This is a genomic window from Nocardia testacea NBRC 100365, from assembly GCF_000308775.1.
GTDB classification, from domain to species: Bacteria; Actinomycetota; Actinomycetes; order Mycobacteriales; family Mycobacteriaceae; genus Nocardia; species Nocardia testacea.
Genome location: NZ_BAGJ01000171.1, coordinates 52136 through 68113 on the forward strand (window position 1 = coordinate 52136; position 15978 = coordinate 68113).

The window sequence follows — 15978 nt, forward strand, 5'->3', positions numbered from 1 at the left end:
ATCAGGACAGATCGAGGTGGCGGTTGACCGCCATGGCGGCATCGGCCAGTTCCCGGAGTTCGAGCACCCGCACCCCATGCTCGCGCAATCTCTCCACTCCCACACAGTTCTCGACGAATGTGGAGGGTTCCCGCCACGCGATCACCACCACCGGGATACCGGCCGCGAGCACGCGATCGGTACAGGGCAGCCGCGTTTTGGTCGCCCGTTCCGAACAGGGCTCCAGGGTGCTGTAGAGAGTGGCCTGCCGCAGCCGCGGATCGTGCGGATCCAATTTGTCCAGGGCGGATTCCTCGGCATGCACCTTCGGATCGGTTTCCCGTGAATAGCCGGTGGCTATCTCGGCGCCGTCGGCGACGATCACGGCGCCCACCGAGAAAGCGCCGGGCGCCTGCGGACTCCGCCGTGACAGATCGATCGCCCGGTTCATCCAGTAGTGGTGGTCGGGTTCGGGCACCGGGCCTCCTAGGGTCGATAGCGCAACACTGCCACATCCCCGAGCCGCTCCACCTCGACCAGCCCCATCCGGTGGGTGGAACCGCCGGGAAACCGCGCGGGATGCAGAAAACGCGGGGCGGCGGGATCGCCTACGAGCGCGGGCCCGACCGCGAGCAGCAGTTCGTCGGCCAATCCGCCGGCCAGGAACGCGGTGTGGATCCGGCCGCCGCCCTCCACCATCAAGCGCTCGATGCCCCGGGCACCGAGATCGTCGAGCAACGGCCCGAATTCGAGCTCCGGGCCCAGTGCCACGATCTCGGCCGGGGCGGTCAACCGGTCGCGCAGCCGCCGGGCGCCGGCGTCGGTGGTGTAGACGAGCGGGGGCTGCCCGGCGGTACCGAACCGCCAGAAACGCGCATCCGGATCCAGTTCACCGCGCGCGGTCACCGTCACCTTGCGGGGGTACTCCGGCCGGCCCGCGGCGACCCGCCGCGCGCGCCGCGATTCGTCGCGCACCAGCAACCGGGGATTATCGCGCCGCAGCGTCTCGGCGCCGACGAGAATCGCGTCCGACCAGGCGCGGATACCGTCCACTCGATCGAAATCGGCATCGTTGGACAGCAGCAGGCGTTCGGGCTCCGTATCGTCGATATAGCCGTCTACACTCATCGCGACCGACAGCAGCACATACGGCCGGGCCGGCCGCGCGTCTTCCTCCGCGCCGTTTCCCAACTCAGCCCTCCGGCCCCAGCACCGCGCTGCGCGGAATCCCCAGCACTCGGGCCTCCGTGTGCGCGACCGCCCCGAGCCCGGCCCCCGGATCGTCCCCCTCACCCGCCGGATTCGGGGACCCACTCGGCGCCGGATCCTCCGGCGGGTACGGCGGGTTCAGCAGAACGGCACGATCGCCGGGACCATCGGGTTCGGCGTGCAACCAGACGAACTCCGCACCCAGGTCGACCGTGCGCGGCAGGGTCGCGGCCAGTTCCGCCGCATCCGCCGCCGCGCACTCGCCCGGATCCATCCACGCGAACGTGGCCCGCAACCCGGGCCAGGCGTGCGCGAACCCGGCGTGCAGCGGGCGCCGATCCACCTCGTCCTCCGGCACCCAGGCCAGTTCCACACTCTCCATGTTCGGCCGCACCGGCAGCGGTTTGCCCGCGTCGGCGATCACCGTCGTATAGGTCCAGCCGCTCGGGGCGGTGGCGGTGACCCGTTCGGCGCGCACCCGGATATCCGCGGCCTTGATACCGGCCTCCTCGTCGGCTTCGCGGACCGCCGCGTGCACCGCCGACTCGTCGCTGTCACGGGCCCCGCCGGGCAGCGCCCAGGTCCCGCCCTCGTGACTCCACAGCGCGCGATGCTGCAGCAGCACCGCCGAACCACCGCTACCGATCGGGGCGCGCAGCAGCAAGCCGGCCGCGCCGAACAGGCCCCAATGCCGCACACCACCGGGGCTTATGGACCACCCGTCACCGTCACCACGCATCTCGCACCGCCCTCGTCGACCGTCGCCTCCATCCTGCCCCACCGATGGTGGTGGGTGGCGCGTTGTGGAGGTCGGGGCGCGCGCGTGGAGAATACCGAATACGCTCATGGCAGCGGTGTGAGCGATCTCGCGCGGCACCGGCGGAGCGATACAGCGCACACGGCGCCCAGAGTTGGAGGGTGGACATGACGCGGTTGGCGGTGGATCGGGTGGTATCCGAACCCGACCCGGCCCACCCGGAACCGGCGCCCGCCCCCGGGCGGGCTCGGCCCGTCCGACCCCGGCTCGCGCAGGCCTGGAAGTGGTTGAATCCTGCACGTTTACGCCTGTTCGCCCAGTCCTCACCCGGGCGCCTGCTCGGGATGGGGCTCCTGCTGATCGTGCTGTGCCTGGGTTCCGGGGTGATCACCGCGGGCGCCGTGCACGACCGCCAGAGCGACCTCGACGTGCTGCTGGCCCACACCGAACCCGATGCGAACGCGGCACATCGGCTCTACACCGCGCTGTCGGTGGCCGACGCCGCCGCGGCCACCGCGTTCATCTCCGGCGGCCTGGAACCCGAGCAGGTGCGCGACCGCTACAGCCAGGCGCTGGGCGAAGCCGGCGCCGATCTGGTGACGCTGTCCGGTGACGAACCCCAGGACGTGCTGCAGCGGATGGGTATCGGCTCGGGACTGCCCGTGTACTCCGGTCTGGTGGAAACCGCGCGGGCGAACAACCGGGAGGGTCACCCGGTCGGGGCGGCCTACCTGAGCGAGGCGTCGTCGCAGATGCAGACGGTGCTGCTGCCGACCGCCGAACAGCTGTACGTGCGGCGCGCGGCCGCGGTCGACACCGCCCAGGACCGGCACGTCCGGCCGCCGTGGGCGGCGATCGTGCTGCTCGTCGTCGCGGTGATCGCACTGGTGTGGGCGCAGCGACTGCTGGCCCGGCGGTGGCACCGCACCTTCAACCCGGGCCTGCTGCTCGCCTCCGGCGCACTGCTCACCCTGATGCTGTGGACGGTGATCGCCGGATCGGTTTCATCGGTGGCGATGTCCAGCGGCCGGGCCGACGGGACGGTGCCCGCCGCCCGGCTCACCGAGAGCCGGATCCTGGCCCAGCAGGCGCGCTCGGCGGAAACACTCAAACTGGTACGTCGCGATACCACCGGCGACTACGATCACGCCTTCGATGCCAACATCACCCGGCTCAACGAACTGCTCGCCGGGCACACCGACCGGGCGACCGTCGACGCGCGGGCCGCGCTGCTGCACTGGCTGGCGGCGCACCAGCGGATGAACGAGGCACTCAACCGTGGGGAATTCGCCCGCGCGGCCGCCATCGCCACCGCGCCGGGCGCCGAGAACGCCACCATTCATGTGGAAGCCCTGGACAAAGCGCTGGGCAGTGGGATCACCGAGACCCGGGAGACACTACGCAGCAATATTTTCCACAGCGCCCGGGTACTCGACTATCTGGCACCAGGTGCGCTGATCCTCGGTTTCGCCGCTGCGGCGTATATCGCCTTCGGCATCTGGCCAAGACTGCGGGAGTATCGATGAGGTTTGCGCGAAACGCGGTCCGACCGGCGGCCCCCCGGCCGTCGCGGCGATCATGGCCGCTGCGGGTCGGGGTGGCGTGTACCGCGCTGCTGCTGGCCGGTTGCGCCACCGGCCCGGGCCCCCACCACGAGGTGGCGCACAGCGATTACGCCGAGCCGCCGCTACCCGCCCAGGCGACGGCGATGGAGGCCGACGGTCCGCTGCCGCTGCCCGACGACACCGCCAACTGCGGTGATCCCACCGCGGGCCTGCGTCCGAGCGGGCCCGGAGCCACCGGCCCGGTACTGGATCGGATCCGGGCCCGCGGCCGGCTGGTCGTCGGATTGGATACCGGCAGCAATCTGTTCAGCTTCCGGGACCCCGAGAGCGGGGTGATCGTCGGCTTCGACGCCGATATCGCCCGTGAGGTGGCCCGGGACCTGTTCGGCGATCCCGACAAGATCGAATACCGCAGTCTCGGTTCCGAGGAGCGGGAAGCGGCACTGATCGAGCACCGGGTGGACATGGTGGTCAAAACCATGACCATCACCTGCGCCCGCCTGACCAGAGTGTCCTTCTCCACCGTGTATCTGAAGGCGCACCAGCGGGTGCTGGCCGTGCAGAATTCCGGGATCCAGAGCTTGCGGGATCTGGCGAACAAGCGGGTGTGCACGATCCGCGGCACCACCTCGCTCGAACAGATCAGCCGGATCCAGCCCCAGGCATCCATTCTCACCGTGCCCACCTGGGCCGACTGTCTGGTGGTACTGCAGCAGCGGCAGGTCGACGCGGTCAGTACCGACGACGCGATCCTGGCCGGGCTGGCCGAACAGGACCCGTATACCGAGCTGGTCGGTCCGAGTATCAGCGAAGAGCCCTACGGAATCGGCATTCCCAAGGGCGACGACGACCTGGTGCGCTTCGTCAACGGCACCCTCGACCGTATCCGCGCGGACGGTACCTGGAACCGCCTCTACAACCAGTGGCTCTCGGCCCTCGGCCCCTCCCCCGGACCCCCGCCGCCGACCTATCGGGACTGAGCGCCGTGACGACGGACGAGTCGGGTATCCGGTCCGGCTCCGGAGACTTTCCGGAGCCGCCCCCGACCCGTGCCGTCGAATCCGCCCGCACCGGTTCGCCGGACGGGCAGCCGAGTGCGGCCACCCGGCTCGGGGCGGGCCGCGTGCGTGATCAGGCCACTCCGGACGTAGTCACGGGCCCGGGAACCACCGCCGCAGCGGAAACCACCACCTCCTCGGAAGCCGCCGGCGGCGCGGGCGCTACCGAGCACCCGGAAACTGTCGCGGGTGCGGCCGAAGACGTGAAAACCGCTGACGAACCGGGGCCCGGCGGCTACCCGGAGACCGAACCGGCTGCGGCCGGCCCGGAAACCGCCGCCATCGCCGGGACCGCGGTATACGCAGAGACTGCTGCCGGTACAGGGTCGGCCGGCCTCCCGGGCACCGGCGCCGGCGCAGATCCCGCCGCGACCGGGGCGGGCGGTGGCACGGCGTCCCCGGAAACCGGCGCAGTCGCGGGGACCTCCCTCACCCCGGAAACCGCCGCGGTCGCCGGGACCGCCGCGTACCCGGGCACCGCGGCGGCCGTGGCGTCCACCGGCACCGGCGACCGGGCGAGTTCGGGGGCCACCGGAGTTTCCGGGCGCGGTAGCGGTTCCCAGCTGCGTACCGGCCGCAGCACCCGCACCGTGCGTTCCCGGCCCACAGTACGCACCCTGGTCGCCGGTCTGGTCGAGATACCGCCTGTCGAAGCCGCCGACCCGGTCGCCGCGGTGCTGACCGACCCGGTGGTGGCGGAGGGCAAGCGGTTCTGCTGGCGGTGCGGCAAACCGGTGGGCCGGGCGAGTGCGAGCGGTCCGGCCACCACGCGCGGCATCTGTCCGAATTGTGGCGCCGCCTTCGATTTCCGTCCGACGCTGGCCCCCGGGGATATGGTGGCGGGGCAGTACGAGGTCCAGGGCTGTCTCGCGCACGGCGGGCTGGGCTGGATCTATCTCGCCGTCGACCGCAATGTCAGCGACCGCTGGGTGGTGCTGAAAGGTTTGCTGCACGCCGACGATATCGAGGCGCAGGCGGTGGCCGTGGCCGAGCGGGAGTTCCTGGCCGAGGTCGCCCATCCGGGCATTGTGAAGATCCACAATTTCGTCGAGCATCTGCCGCCCGGCGGTGAGCCGATCGGCTTCATCGTGATGGAGTACGTGGGCGGCCGGTCGCTGCGCAGCATGCTCGACGACCACGTCCGGCCCGAGCGGATCCCGGTGGCGCAGGCCATCGCCTACATCCTGGAGGTACTGCCCGCGCTGGACTATCTGCACGCGACCGGGCTCACCTACAACGACCTCAAACCCGACAACATCATGGTGACCGAGGACCAGGTCAAACTACTCGACCTGGGTGCTGTCGCACCGATCGATGCCTATGGGAACCTGTACGGCACCCGCGGTTTCCAGGCACCCGAGATCGCCCGCACCGGGCCGACTGTCGCCTCCGATATCTACACGGTGGGCCGCACATTGGCCGTGCTCACACTCAATATGCCCACCGAACACGGGGCGTATCGCGACGGCCTGCCCGACCCGGACGACGAACCGATCCTGGCCCGGTACGAATCGTTCCACCGGCTGTTGCTGTGCGCCACCGATACCGACCCGGACCGGCGGTTCCCGTCGGCCGGGGCCATGGCCGATCAGCTGTCCGGGGTGCTGCGGGAGATCCTGGCCTTCGACACCGGCGTGGAACGGCCCCACCGGTCCACGGTTTTCGGTAAACAGCGCAGCGCGTTCGGCACCGAGGAACTGATCGGCCAGACCGACGCCTACGCCGACGGTATCGCGCGCGACACCCTGCTCTCCGCCGCCGATATCGCCGCCGCGCTGCCGATCCCGCTGCTGCCCCGCACCGACCCGGCCGCCGCCCGGCTCACCGACACCCTGCAATCCGATCCGGACCAGGCACTGGCCGCGTTGTACGAGGCCCGCGAGCAACTCGCCGCGGACCCGGCCGCGGCGCCGGAGAGCCTCGAACGCGAACTGCGTTTGGCCGAGGCCCGCATCCTGCTGGATCTGGATCGCGTCGCCGAGGCCACCGATCTACTCGACGCCATACCCGGGTCGGGCCGGCGGGATTGGCGGATCGACTGGTACACGGGTATGGCCGGATTACGCGAGAAGGATTACGAGAAGGCATATTCGGCGTTCGACGCGGTATTGCGCGTACTGCCGGGCGAACTGGCGCCGAAACTGGCCCTCGCCGCCACCGCCGAACTCGTGCTCCAGCACTGGGCACCGGACGAGACCCGGGCCTGGCGCGACTACGCCGAGAATTTCTACGCCACCACCTGGCGCACCGATCACGGGCTGGTGAGCGCTGCCTTCGGTTCGGCGCGCCTGCTCACCGCCGCCGGCCGCCACCGGGAGGCCGTCGCGGCACTGGACGAGGTGCCGGGTTCGTCCCGCTATTTCACCACCGCCCGGATGACCGTGGTCCTGCTGCTGCTCACCAGCGCGCCGGTGGCCGAACTGCCGGAGGACACCCTGCGCGAGGCGGCGGCCCGGGTGGACGCCCTGCCGCCCGACGAACGCCGGGCGGTCCAACTGCGGGTGATGGTGCTGGGCAGCGCACTGGCCTGGTTGCAGGCCGGTAATACGCCGCGGCGGCCCCGACCGCCGCTCATGGGCGTGGCGTTCACCGAACACGCCTTGCGCGACGGCACCGAATCCGGGCTGCGCACCCTCGCCCGCTTCGCGCCCGGGCGACGACACCGCTACGCGCTGGTGGATCTGGCCAATTACATCCGGCCCAACACCTGGTTCTGACCGCGGAGGACTGCGCGCTCAGTGATTCGAGCGCCTTCCTTCCCCCTCCTCATCGTGGTGACGCATTCACGATCCCTTCGATCAAGAAGGCGTCGAGTTCGGCATCGGAAAGTTCACCCGTATGATCCGTCCACCAACCTCCGATGCACTGAACAGCTTCGTGGGGTAAGGCGAATGCATTCTGCATCAGCTCCATCAGATCGGGTGTCGATACGTCCGAGTAGAGCCGGATGATCTCTCGAAGGATCCGTGAGGGGGATCGTCCCTCTCGGTGCCTCCGGATTACCAGCGCAATTGTCTCTTCGTCGAATGTCGGCCCGTGATCGTTCATCGAGTGAACGCCACCTTCACGCTCGTGTATCTTCCGGGATCGCCTTGGGAGTTCACAATTCTCAACATCTGAAACCCCGCCTTCTCGGCTTGTTCTCCAGTCCATGTCCTCGCCGCTGCGTCCTCTAGTGACAATCCTCGAGCAGTGAGTTCGTTGACGTGGGCGAGGTTCGTTCCGTACTGCCAATTCGACACCAACGATGTGAATTCGCTGTCGAAGAACCTCACAATGGCTTGGAAATGTTCAGCGCCCCTCAACAGGGTCGAACGCTGCCCGTCTTCCAGTTGGGTTCGGAGGTCCATGGAAAGCTCGCCGTGTCGACTGACGGTGCCGTGAGCAACGAACCGTGGACTCGCTGTGTCCTGTATGTAGTACCGCTCACCCGGTATGGATCGATCGATCAGGCGCGGCGGTGGAGGGACGTCTTCGAGAGACGACGCTCCCATATGTTCCGGCGTTCTCAGTCTCTCATCTGCGTTCGCAATGCCTTGGCTGCCGAGTCGTTCGGCGTCCAACTTCGCCTCGACATCCCGCTCCACAAAGCGAACCGCGTCTCTGCCGGTTTTTCGCCAGGCCTCCGTTTCTGCGCTGGTCAGGCTTTTCATTTTGTCCCTGATCCAGGCAATGAGCCCGGTCGTGCCGCTGCTCACCCGAGCCGCACCCGGTTGGCCGGTGCGGACTCCGCGGCGAGGTTCGCGATATCGTCGAACGCCATCGGCAGCGCGCAGGTGCGGGCGCGCACGGCCTCCGGGGAAATGATGGGCCCGGAGCGACCGCGACAGCCCGCCGGCCCCCGCGGGTCCTGTACCGGCGCCAAGGCGGTCGGGATCCCGGCAGACAGGTCAGGACCCGGAGTCGAGCGCAGCACAGGGCACATCGACTCACGACTCCTCGACTGTCCGATAACACGCGGGAAAAGGTGTGGCCCAGCATGTTTTCCCAGGGACGCCACCCGGCGTCATCAGAATACGCTGTGGCCCGACGGCCTCTGGAGTCGGTGATCGCGGCACCCGGTGCGACCGAGGGCGGGCCGAGCGCAACCCGGCCCGCCCTCGTTGTTCAGTCCGCCCAGACGGTTTCGATCGGGGCCGCCTCGGTGGGCGGCGGAGTGGGCACACCGTTGGGAGTGCGGGAGAACCGGGGCGCCGGGGCGTGCTGGGTGACATTGTCGAGTTCGATCAGCGAACCGCGCGCGGCGATATGTTCGTTCTCGCTCGCCTCGTCGAAGGTGAGCACCGGGCTCACGCACGCGTCGGTGCCGGTGAAGATCGCGGCCCATTCGTCGCGGGTCTTGCTGCGGAACTTCTCGGTGAACAGCTTCTTCAGCGTGTCCTGCCCGGCCGGGTCCATCTGGAACGGCAGGCCTTCGGGATCGATCTCGAGACCGGCCAGCAGCTGGGCGTAGAACTGGGGCTCGATCGCGCCGACGGCCATGTACTTGCCGTCGGAGGTCTCGTAGGTGTCGTAGAACGACATACCGGTATCGAGCAGGTTCGTGCCCCGTTCGGAGGACCAGGCGCCGGTACCGCGGAAGGCCCAGATCATATTCGACAGCGCCAGCGTGCCGTCGACCATCGCCGCATCGATGACCTGGCCCTTACCGGAGTTCTGGCGTTCCACCAGGGCGGCCAGGATACCGAACACCAGGAACATGGAGCCGCCGCCGAAATCGCCGACCATGTTCAGCGGCGGCACCGGCCGTTCGCCTTTGCGGCCGATGGCGTGCAGCACGCCGGTGAGGCTGATGTAGTTGATGTCGTGCCCGGCCCGGTCCGCCAGCGGACCGTCCTGACCCCAGCCGGTCATCCGGCCGTAGACCAGCCGGGGGTTGCGTCCGAGCAGGTCGTCGGGTCCCAGTCCCATCCGTTCGGTGACGCCGGGCCGGAATCCTTCGATGAAGACGTCGGCCTTGTCCACCAGCCCGAGAACCTTCTCGATATCCGCGGGGTCCTTCAGGTTGGCCTCCACGACCGTGCGGCCCCGCAGCTGCGGCCGGTCGGCCCCACCGGGCAGCTGACCGGCGCGCTGGACCCGCACCACATCGGCGCCGAGATCGGCCAGCAGCAACGCGGCATGCGGCCCGGGCCCGATCCCGGCCAGTTCGATCACGCGAATGCCCGCGAGCGGGCCCTGCTTGGTGGCGGTGGATGGTGTACTCACGCCCTACCTCGGTTCGTCGTCGATCCAGTGTCTACCCCACGGGGCATATTGACAGTATGACAACAGCGGCCCGGAGTCACGGGTCCGGTGCGGTCCGCCCCGGGAGCGGGGATTGTCGGTGGGCACGCGCAAACTGTCGGTATGCCGGACAGTGCGGTCGCGCCCCTGGAAGCGACGGATTTCGACACCGCGATCGGCCGCTGTGCCATCGCCTGGCGGGCGGACGCCGTAGCCCGCTTCTCCCTTCCCGGCTACGCACCCGGCACCGGATTCCGCGGTCGCGGTGAGGCCCGGTCCGTCCCCGAGCCCGGCACGGGCCCGCGCGCCGAGGCGCTCGCCCGTATCCGTGCCCACCTCGACGGCGACCTCGACGACCTGCGCTGGATACCGCTCGACCTCACCGGTCCGCCGGAGTTCCACCGCGCGGTGTACGCGGTCACCCGCGCCATCGACCCCGGGCAGACGCTCAGCTACGGCGAGGTCGCCCGCCGCTGCGGCGCGGCCGGGGCCGCGCAGGCGGTGGGCCAGGCGCTCGGCAGCAACCCGATTCCGCTCATCGTGCCCTGCCACCGCGTCCTGGCCGCCGACCATTCCCTGCACGGTTTCTCGGCGCCGGGCGGTATCGATACGAAATCGAAACTGCTGGCGATCGAACGCACCCCAGGCTTCGGCGAACCGACCCTGTTCTGATCGGGGTCTGGCCGGGGCGCGACCGGGCGCGCTGTTTCAGAACATCGACGTGGTCCCACCCCGACAGGCGGGGTGATCGCTGCAAGCGGCGTGAGCCCCGGCAGCTTCTCCATTACTGCGCGGTACTCGCGGTGGGAGCGTGGAATGTGCGTATCTCGGGCAGTAGTCGCCCGGCCTCGTCGGTCGTCTGCTCCAGGGCGAGGGCCGCGATATCGGTGCCCGGGAGAACTTCCGGTTTGGCGATCCCGGTCGGCACATGGATATCGCTGACCACACCTCCCTCTCCGTGCATATAGGTGGCGAACTCCTGCGCACCCGAAGCACCGGGCCTGCTGCTGTTGCACGACAGCAGCACCATCGGCCGCTGCGGTCCGTCCGTGATCGCACGGTGAAGATCTGGATGGCTTCGAACAAGGCGTCCGAATGTCTCCCCGTCCACCACCAACTTCTTCCACACCGGGTTCTCGGCAGTACCCACATTGGCATCAACGCTGTAGCCGTGCAGACTCGCATGGGCATCGATGAAGATGGGCGGAGTACCGTTGCGCCGCACCGCCTTCCCCCAGGCCGCCTCTCGGGAGTGGCCCCATTCCCAGATCGATCGGGAACCGCGTATCGGTAGCTCCCGGCGCACGGCCGGTGAGTATTCCGTATCGGCCAAACGGTCCGACTGTGCCCACCTGCGCATGTAGGCGCTCTCGGCGGCGTCATCGATACCGGGCTGCGTGCTCAGCACTCGTAGCCCGAGGATATTTCCCTCCGAGTCGTACATGGTGGTGGTGCGCGCCGCATCCGCACCGAAGGTGAGTTCGTCGCCGTCATCGGTCCATCCCCGCAAGGTCGCCGCGGCATCGACCGGGGATCTCTCCTCACCTCGGCCGACAGCGGCGACGGCTCGTGCGCCGTCCACATCACTACCTGTTTCATGCTTGATGGCCCCGCGCAGGCTTTCCGCCGCTCCGGTGAGGTTGCCATTCGCGCCCGACTTGATGCCCTCAACGGGTTTCTGAATCGCCCTGACGGCTGCGAGCATCAACTCCTGCAGTCGTCGGCTCATATCACAAAGTTTGCTCTAGACCTTTCCACCGTCCAACCCCGGAGGGCCGGCGGGCTATCGGGCCCTGACCTGCGGTTCGGTCAGGGCCAACGAGATCGCTCGTGCCATCTTCTCGTTCCGGGCCGCCTGGTCAGAGCCGGGTGTCTTCGCGGAGCGCGTCCTCGACGTGCGGGCGCTCGTCGCCGAGTTGCGGGCCGGGGGCGGCAACTTCCGGACGATTCCGGCCGAGGACCTCCACATAGTGGACATTGGTCATGAGGCCGAGGACGTTGCCGAACGGGTCCAGCACGGAGCCGGTGACGAAACCCGGTCCGCGAGTGGTGATCGGCTCGTATTCGGTGGCGCCGAGTTCCAGCAGCCGCGCGTAGGTGGCCGCCAGGTCGTCCACGTGCCAGTACAGAATCGCGCCGCCCGGTCCCGGTTCGGCGCGCCGCGGCCGGTATGCGCCGTCGATGAGGCCGAACTCGTGCTCGTAATCGCCCACCCGGAACTCGAAGTATCCGGGCACCGCGAAATAGGGCGGCGCCCCGAGGAACTCGGTGTACCAGTCCCGGGCCGCCGCCAGATCGTCGGCGTAGAAGTTCACGGTGGTCATTCCGCGCAGCATGGTCGTTCTCCTCGGTCGTGGTTCGAGCTGGTGAAACCATCGTGACGCGCAAAGTACTCAACTCCTGAGCACTTTCCGGGGCAGAATCGCGACCATGCGAGCTGATCGATTGGTGGCCACCCTGCTGCTCATGCAGATGCGGGGCCGGGTCACCGCCGCCGAGATCGCGGCCGAACTGGAGGTGTCGGTGGCGACCGCGCGCCGCGATCTGGAGGCGCTCTCCGCCGCCGGGGTCCCGGTGTATCCGCAACCCGGCCGGGGCGGCGGCTGGCAGCTGGTCGGCGGCGCACGCACCGATCTGAGCGGCTTGACCGCCGGAGAGGCGCGGGCGTTGTTCCTGCTCACCGGCCCGTCGGCGGGATCGGTACCGGAAGCGCGCTCGGCACTGCGCAAACTGTTGCGCGCCCTCCCGGCGACATTTCGGGGCGAGGCCGAGGCCGCCGCGGACGCGGTGGTGATCGATCCGGCCGGCTGGGGCCGCACCGAACGCGAACTTCCCGAGACGGTGCGAGTGCTGCAGCGGGCGGTGGTACAGCGCCGCCGGGTCGCATTGCGGTACCGGGGCCGCGCCGGTATCACCGATCGGGTGGTCGATCCGTGGGGCCTGGTCGACAAGGACGCCGTCTGGTATCTGCTGGCCGGAACCGAGCACGGTCGCCGAACATTCCGGGTGGACCGGATCTCGAGTGCCGAACCCACCGACCAGGAAGCGTACCGGCCCGCCGACCTCGACCTACCGGCCGTCTGGGCCGAGGTCGTCGAACAGATGGAGCAGCGCCGGGCGACCACGTCGGCCACCGTTCTCGTGGGTGAACAGCTGCTGCCGGTACTGCGTGATCGGCACGGCAGGCACTGCGAGGTCGCCGGGCCCGCATCCGACGGCCGTGTCCGGATCCGGTTCACCGCGCACACGCCGCGGGCGATCGCCGAACAACTCGCGGGCTGGGGCGCGACCGTGGAAGTCGTGGAACCGGACTCGGTGCGCCGCGAGCTCGCCGCGCTCGGCGCGGAGTTGGTCGAACGCTACGGCGCCATCGAAGATTAAGTGCTCACCAGGTGCGCACTTATCGGTGGATGATCGGAACAGATCAGCACCCGCCGACCGGAAGAGGTCCGTATATGCCCGCCACCGCCCCCACCCGGGCCACCACCTTCGAAACCGCCGAGGACTACGAGAGGTGGCTGTCGGCCCATCACGCCACCGCCGGCGAGATCTGGTTGAAGATCGCCAAGAAGAACGCGCCCATCTCCACCCTCACCATCACCGAGGCCCTCGAAGTAGCCCTCTGCTACGGCTGGATCGACAGCCACCGCCGCGCCCTCGACGCCGACCACTACCTCCAGCGCTACTCCCCGCGCACCCCGAGGAGCCCGTGGTCGGTGATCAATCGGGGAAAGGCGGAGAGATTGACGGCCGCGGGCCGGATGCGGGAGCCGGGTTTCGCGGCCATCGAGTCGGCGAAGGCGGACGGGCGCTGGCCGGGGTAGGTTCGTCAGCGGCGGCGCAGCGGGCCCGGTCCGTTGTCGGTAGGCGATATCGCCTCCGGTGCGGATCGTCGGATTCCCGGTGCGGCGGGCGTCCGCTCGGTGTCGCGAACGAGCGGTACGGAATCAGCGGCGGTTGCTCGTGGACGGGCGTCCGGTCCATCCTCACGGAGCCTGTCCGCCGCTGTCCGCTCCCGGACCCGGTTCACTCCAGTGGGCCACCGCCGGGTAGCGCGGATCGCGACCGTCACCCACCACAGGCCGTGCACCCGATGCGCGGCCCTGATCGCGCCACATGCGCCCGCCGAGACCGCCGCCAGCAGCGCCAGTCCCAGCAGATACGGAGCAAGGCTGTGCCGGAGTCGTTGTGATGCGGTATCGGCCACCGTTCGCGTCCCGGCGGGGGTTTCGGCGCCGGCCACGACATTGCGGATATCGGGCCCGAGGACAGGCGGGGCCGGCGGCGGCATCGGCTGTCGCGGTGCGGGAGCGGCCGGCGCGGGGACGACAGGCGCCGGTAGCGCCGGGAACGGTTGCGCCGGGGACGGCTCGGGAATGCGGTTGGTGGCGAGGTCTTCCGCGACCGCGGTAAACCATTTCAGTACCAGGTCGGCGGCGGGCCGGCCGTCGGCGGTGTAGCCGGCGTGGAAGTAGTCGCCGTGTTTGCGGACCGTATCCGCGTAGCGCAGCCACAGCCCGGGGTCGAGGAGCTCGGCGTTCTCGGCACTCAATTGGCCGAGCGCATTGAATGTCTTGGTGACCAGGTTGAACACAGTGCGACGCGGCAGTGGGCGGCGCGCGGCGGCGACCAGCGCGTCGGTGGCGCGTTCGAGACCGGTCAACGGGTCGGGTGCGGTGGCGATACCGGCGACCTCGGCGGGTTCGAACGCGACACCGATGATCGCCAGCAGTGTATTGAGCGCGCAGGTACCCAGTTTCAGCAGCGCTTCCCGGGCCTGGGGTTCGCTGCCCGACCGCGGGTCGGCGGCTTCGGCCAGCCGGACGCCGAGCGGCTTCTCCGGTGTCAGCGACAGTGTGCCCAGGGAGTATCCGCGCAGATCGTGGGTGACGACCGCGGCCGCGGTACGTGACAGCGTCGAGGAGAGACCGTCGCCGATCGAGGCCAGCGCCGCCACCGGGTCCGACGGCAGCAATTCGGCCTGCCCGAGGATATTGACCACCATGTGCAGTAGCGGAGCGTCGGTGGGGGCGTCACAGGCGAGGTCACCGGGCAGGCACAGCGAGGCGACCCGTCCGGTGAGCTCCCCGAAGTCGGGCGCGATATCGCGCAGCGGCCCGATACCGCCGCCGGGCGCGGGATTCCGCGGAAATTCCGGCAACGCGTCCAGTCGCGCACCGGTGGTACCGGGCGCCGGCGCCGGACGCCCGGTGTCCGGAATCCCGGGGAACACCGCGGCTCCGGGGGCACGGGTGGGGTCGGCCAGCAGCGCCACGGCCGCGACCCGCTCGGCCGGTACCGCGCCCGCGCCGGCGCCCACCTCGCGCGCGAACATCGAAACCACATGCGCGCCCTGCGAGTAGCCGATCAATCCCAATTGGGAACTCGGGCACCGCCCGGCGACCTCGGCGGCCATATCGCGCAACCGTGCCAGCCCCTCACCCGCCGAGACGGAGTACGGTGCCGTGGTGGCGCCGGGCAGCGCGCCGCCGAATCCGGCCAGGTAGGGAACATAGGCGCGGCCCACGGCCGGTCCGCTCAACATTTCGGTCAGCGGACCCAGTACCTGCGACAGCAGACCGGCGTCCGCGGCCACCGGGGAACTCGGCGTGGACTCCCCGGTCCCCTGCACACCGAGAACGAAAAGCCCGGGACAACCCCCGGCCTCCGCCAACGCCACTTCGACACCGTCCTGGGCTCGGGCGAGCACGGGTGGTCCGATCGTGGGCGCGGCGACCGATACGGCCACCACTCCGGCGACAGCACAGACCAGTCGTTCGCACACGGCGCGGGCGCGGCTCATCCAGACCTCCGAATCGATCAGAACGGCGCGGCCCCGGACAGCGCCGTGCGGCAAACGCTCTCGTGCGGACCCGCTAGGGAACGAGTAACGCGATCACGAGATCCAGCACCGTGCCGACGAGCTGCCCGACAACACTCAGAAGCAACTGAACTCCTCACAGCGGACGAAGGCGCCGGGACATCACCGCGATGCCCGGCGCGAAAGAAGTTGCCACGTCGGAATGCCCGCCCCGGACGTCACCGCGCAGCGATGGGCCGGAGCGGGCACCCCACAACGAATCCGGCCGGACGGAAACGCTCGTCAGGTGCAGTGTTCACGAGCACATCCGCCGGCGGGGCGACCTACTCAGAAGAGGACGCCGCCGAGGCCGCCGACAACAGC

General features: G+C 69.3%; 14 protein-coding genes and 1 pseudogene. 6 read left to right on the plus strand and 9 right to left on the minus strand.

The genetic code is table 11. The annotated features are described in order from the left end of the window. Position 1: 1 nt before the first annotated feature. From ON38_RS23625 to ON38_RS35085, 3 genes are read right to left on the minus strand one after another with little or no spacing between them, the layout of a single operon-like run. A complete protein-coding gene (locus ON38_RS23625; protein ID WP_039827127.1) occupies positions 2-457 on the minus strand; it encodes a cytidine/deoxycytidylate deaminase family protein in 456 nt (151 codons plus the stop codon). A gap of 8 nt (positions 458-465) precedes the next feature. After that, entirely contained in the window at positions 466-1170 is a 705-nt protein-coding gene (locus tag ON38_RS23630; protein ID WP_039827128.1) for a RibD family protein, read from the minus strand. A gap of 1 nt (position 1171) precedes the next feature. Continuing rightward, positions 1172-1927: an NUDIX hydrolase gene (locus ON38_RS35085; protein ID WP_083873037.1), complete on the minus strand. Its 756-nt coding sequence runs from the start codon at positions 1925-1927 to the stop codon at positions 1172-1174. A 185-nt stretch (positions 1928-2112) separates the two neighbouring features. Between ON38_RS35085 and ON38_RS23640 the strand changes: the two genes are divergently transcribed. Genes ON38_RS23640 through ON38_RS23655 form a run of 3 tightly spaced genes read left to right on the plus strand, consistent with a single transcriptional unit; the run spans position 2113 to position 7285 of the window. Then, entirely contained in the window at positions 2113-3471 is a 1359-nt protein-coding gene (locus tag ON38_RS23640) for a GlnX family signal transduction membrane protein (protein ID WP_039827129.1), read from the plus strand. Beyond that, the gene (locus tag ON38_RS23645; protein WP_051165099.1) at positions 3468-4490 is read left to right on the plus strand and encodes a glutamate ABC transporter substrate-binding protein; all 1023 of its coding nucleotides are present in this window, start codon (positions 3468-3470) and stop codon (positions 4488-4490) included. Before ON38_RS23640 ends, ON38_RS23645 begins: the two co-directional genes overlap by 4 nt. A gap of 5 nt (positions 4491-4495) precedes the next feature. After that, a complete protein-coding gene (locus ON38_RS23655) occupies positions 4496-7285 on the plus strand; it encodes a serine/threonine-protein kinase (RefSeq protein WP_245564169.1) in 2790 nt (929 codons plus the stop codon). Between the two features lie 49 nt (positions 7286-7334). Here the strand turns inward: ON38_RS23655 and ON38_RS36230 are convergent, their stop codons facing one another. From ON38_RS36230 to ON38_RS23665, 3 genes are all read right to left on the minus strand, one after another. Then, entirely contained in the window at positions 7335-7616 is a 282-nt protein-coding gene (locus ON38_RS36230; protein WP_157181862.1) for a hypothetical protein, read from the minus strand. Beyond that, the gene (locus ON38_RS23660) at positions 7613-8266 is read right to left on the minus strand and encodes a hypothetical protein (RefSeq protein ID WP_039827130.1); all 654 of its coding nucleotides are present in this window, start codon (positions 8264-8266) and stop codon (positions 7613-7615) included. The genes ON38_RS36230 and ON38_RS23660 overlap by 4 nt, the downstream gene beginning before the upstream one ends. Positions 8267-8675: 409 nt before the next feature. Next, entirely contained in the window at positions 8676-9776 is a 1101-nt protein-coding gene (locus ON38_RS23665) for a CaiB/BaiF CoA transferase family protein (RefSeq protein ID WP_039827131.1), read from the minus strand. Between the two features lie 141 nt (positions 9777-9917). Between ON38_RS23665 and ON38_RS23670 the strand changes: the two genes are divergently transcribed. After that, entirely contained in the window at positions 9918-10466 is a 549-nt protein-coding gene (locus ON38_RS23670) for a methylated-DNA--[protein]-cysteine S-methyltransferase (protein WP_051165100.1), read from the plus strand. A gap of 112 nt (positions 10467-10578) precedes the next feature. Here the strand turns inward: ON38_RS23670 and ON38_RS23675 are convergent, their stop codons facing one another. After that, positions 10579-11523, minus strand: coding sequence for a hypothetical protein (locus ON38_RS23675; protein ID WP_157181863.1), 945 nt, complete (start codon positions 11521-11523; stop codon positions 10579-10581). Between the two features lie 223 nt (positions 11524-11746). Further along, a pseudogene (locus ON38_RS23680) lies at positions 11747-12130 on the minus strand (VOC family protein); the annotation flags it as partial. A 94-nt stretch (positions 12131-12224) separates the two neighbouring features. Between ON38_RS23680 and ON38_RS23685 the strand changes: the two are divergent. Together ON38_RS23685 and ON38_RS23690 are read left to right on the plus strand one after the other, a co-directional pair. Continuing rightward, a complete protein-coding gene (locus ON38_RS23685) occupies positions 12225-13175 on the plus strand; it encodes a helix-turn-helix transcriptional regulator (protein ID WP_039827133.1) in 951 nt (316 codons plus the stop codon). A gap of 74 nt (positions 13176-13249) precedes the next feature. Further along, on the plus strand, positions 13250-13618 hold the full coding sequence (locus ON38_RS23690) for a YdeI/OmpD-associated family protein (protein WP_051165101.1): 369 nt from the start codon (positions 13250-13252) through the stop codon (positions 13616-13618). 5 nt (positions 13619-13623) lie between these two features. On the opposite strand, the gene ON38_RS23695 is transcribed toward ON38_RS23690, so the two are convergent. After that, complete coding sequence (locus tag ON38_RS23695) at positions 13624-15597, minus strand: cutinase family protein (protein ID WP_051165102.1); 1974 nt, start codon at positions 15595-15597, stop codon at positions 13624-13626. Positions 15598-15978 lie beyond the last annotated feature (381 nt).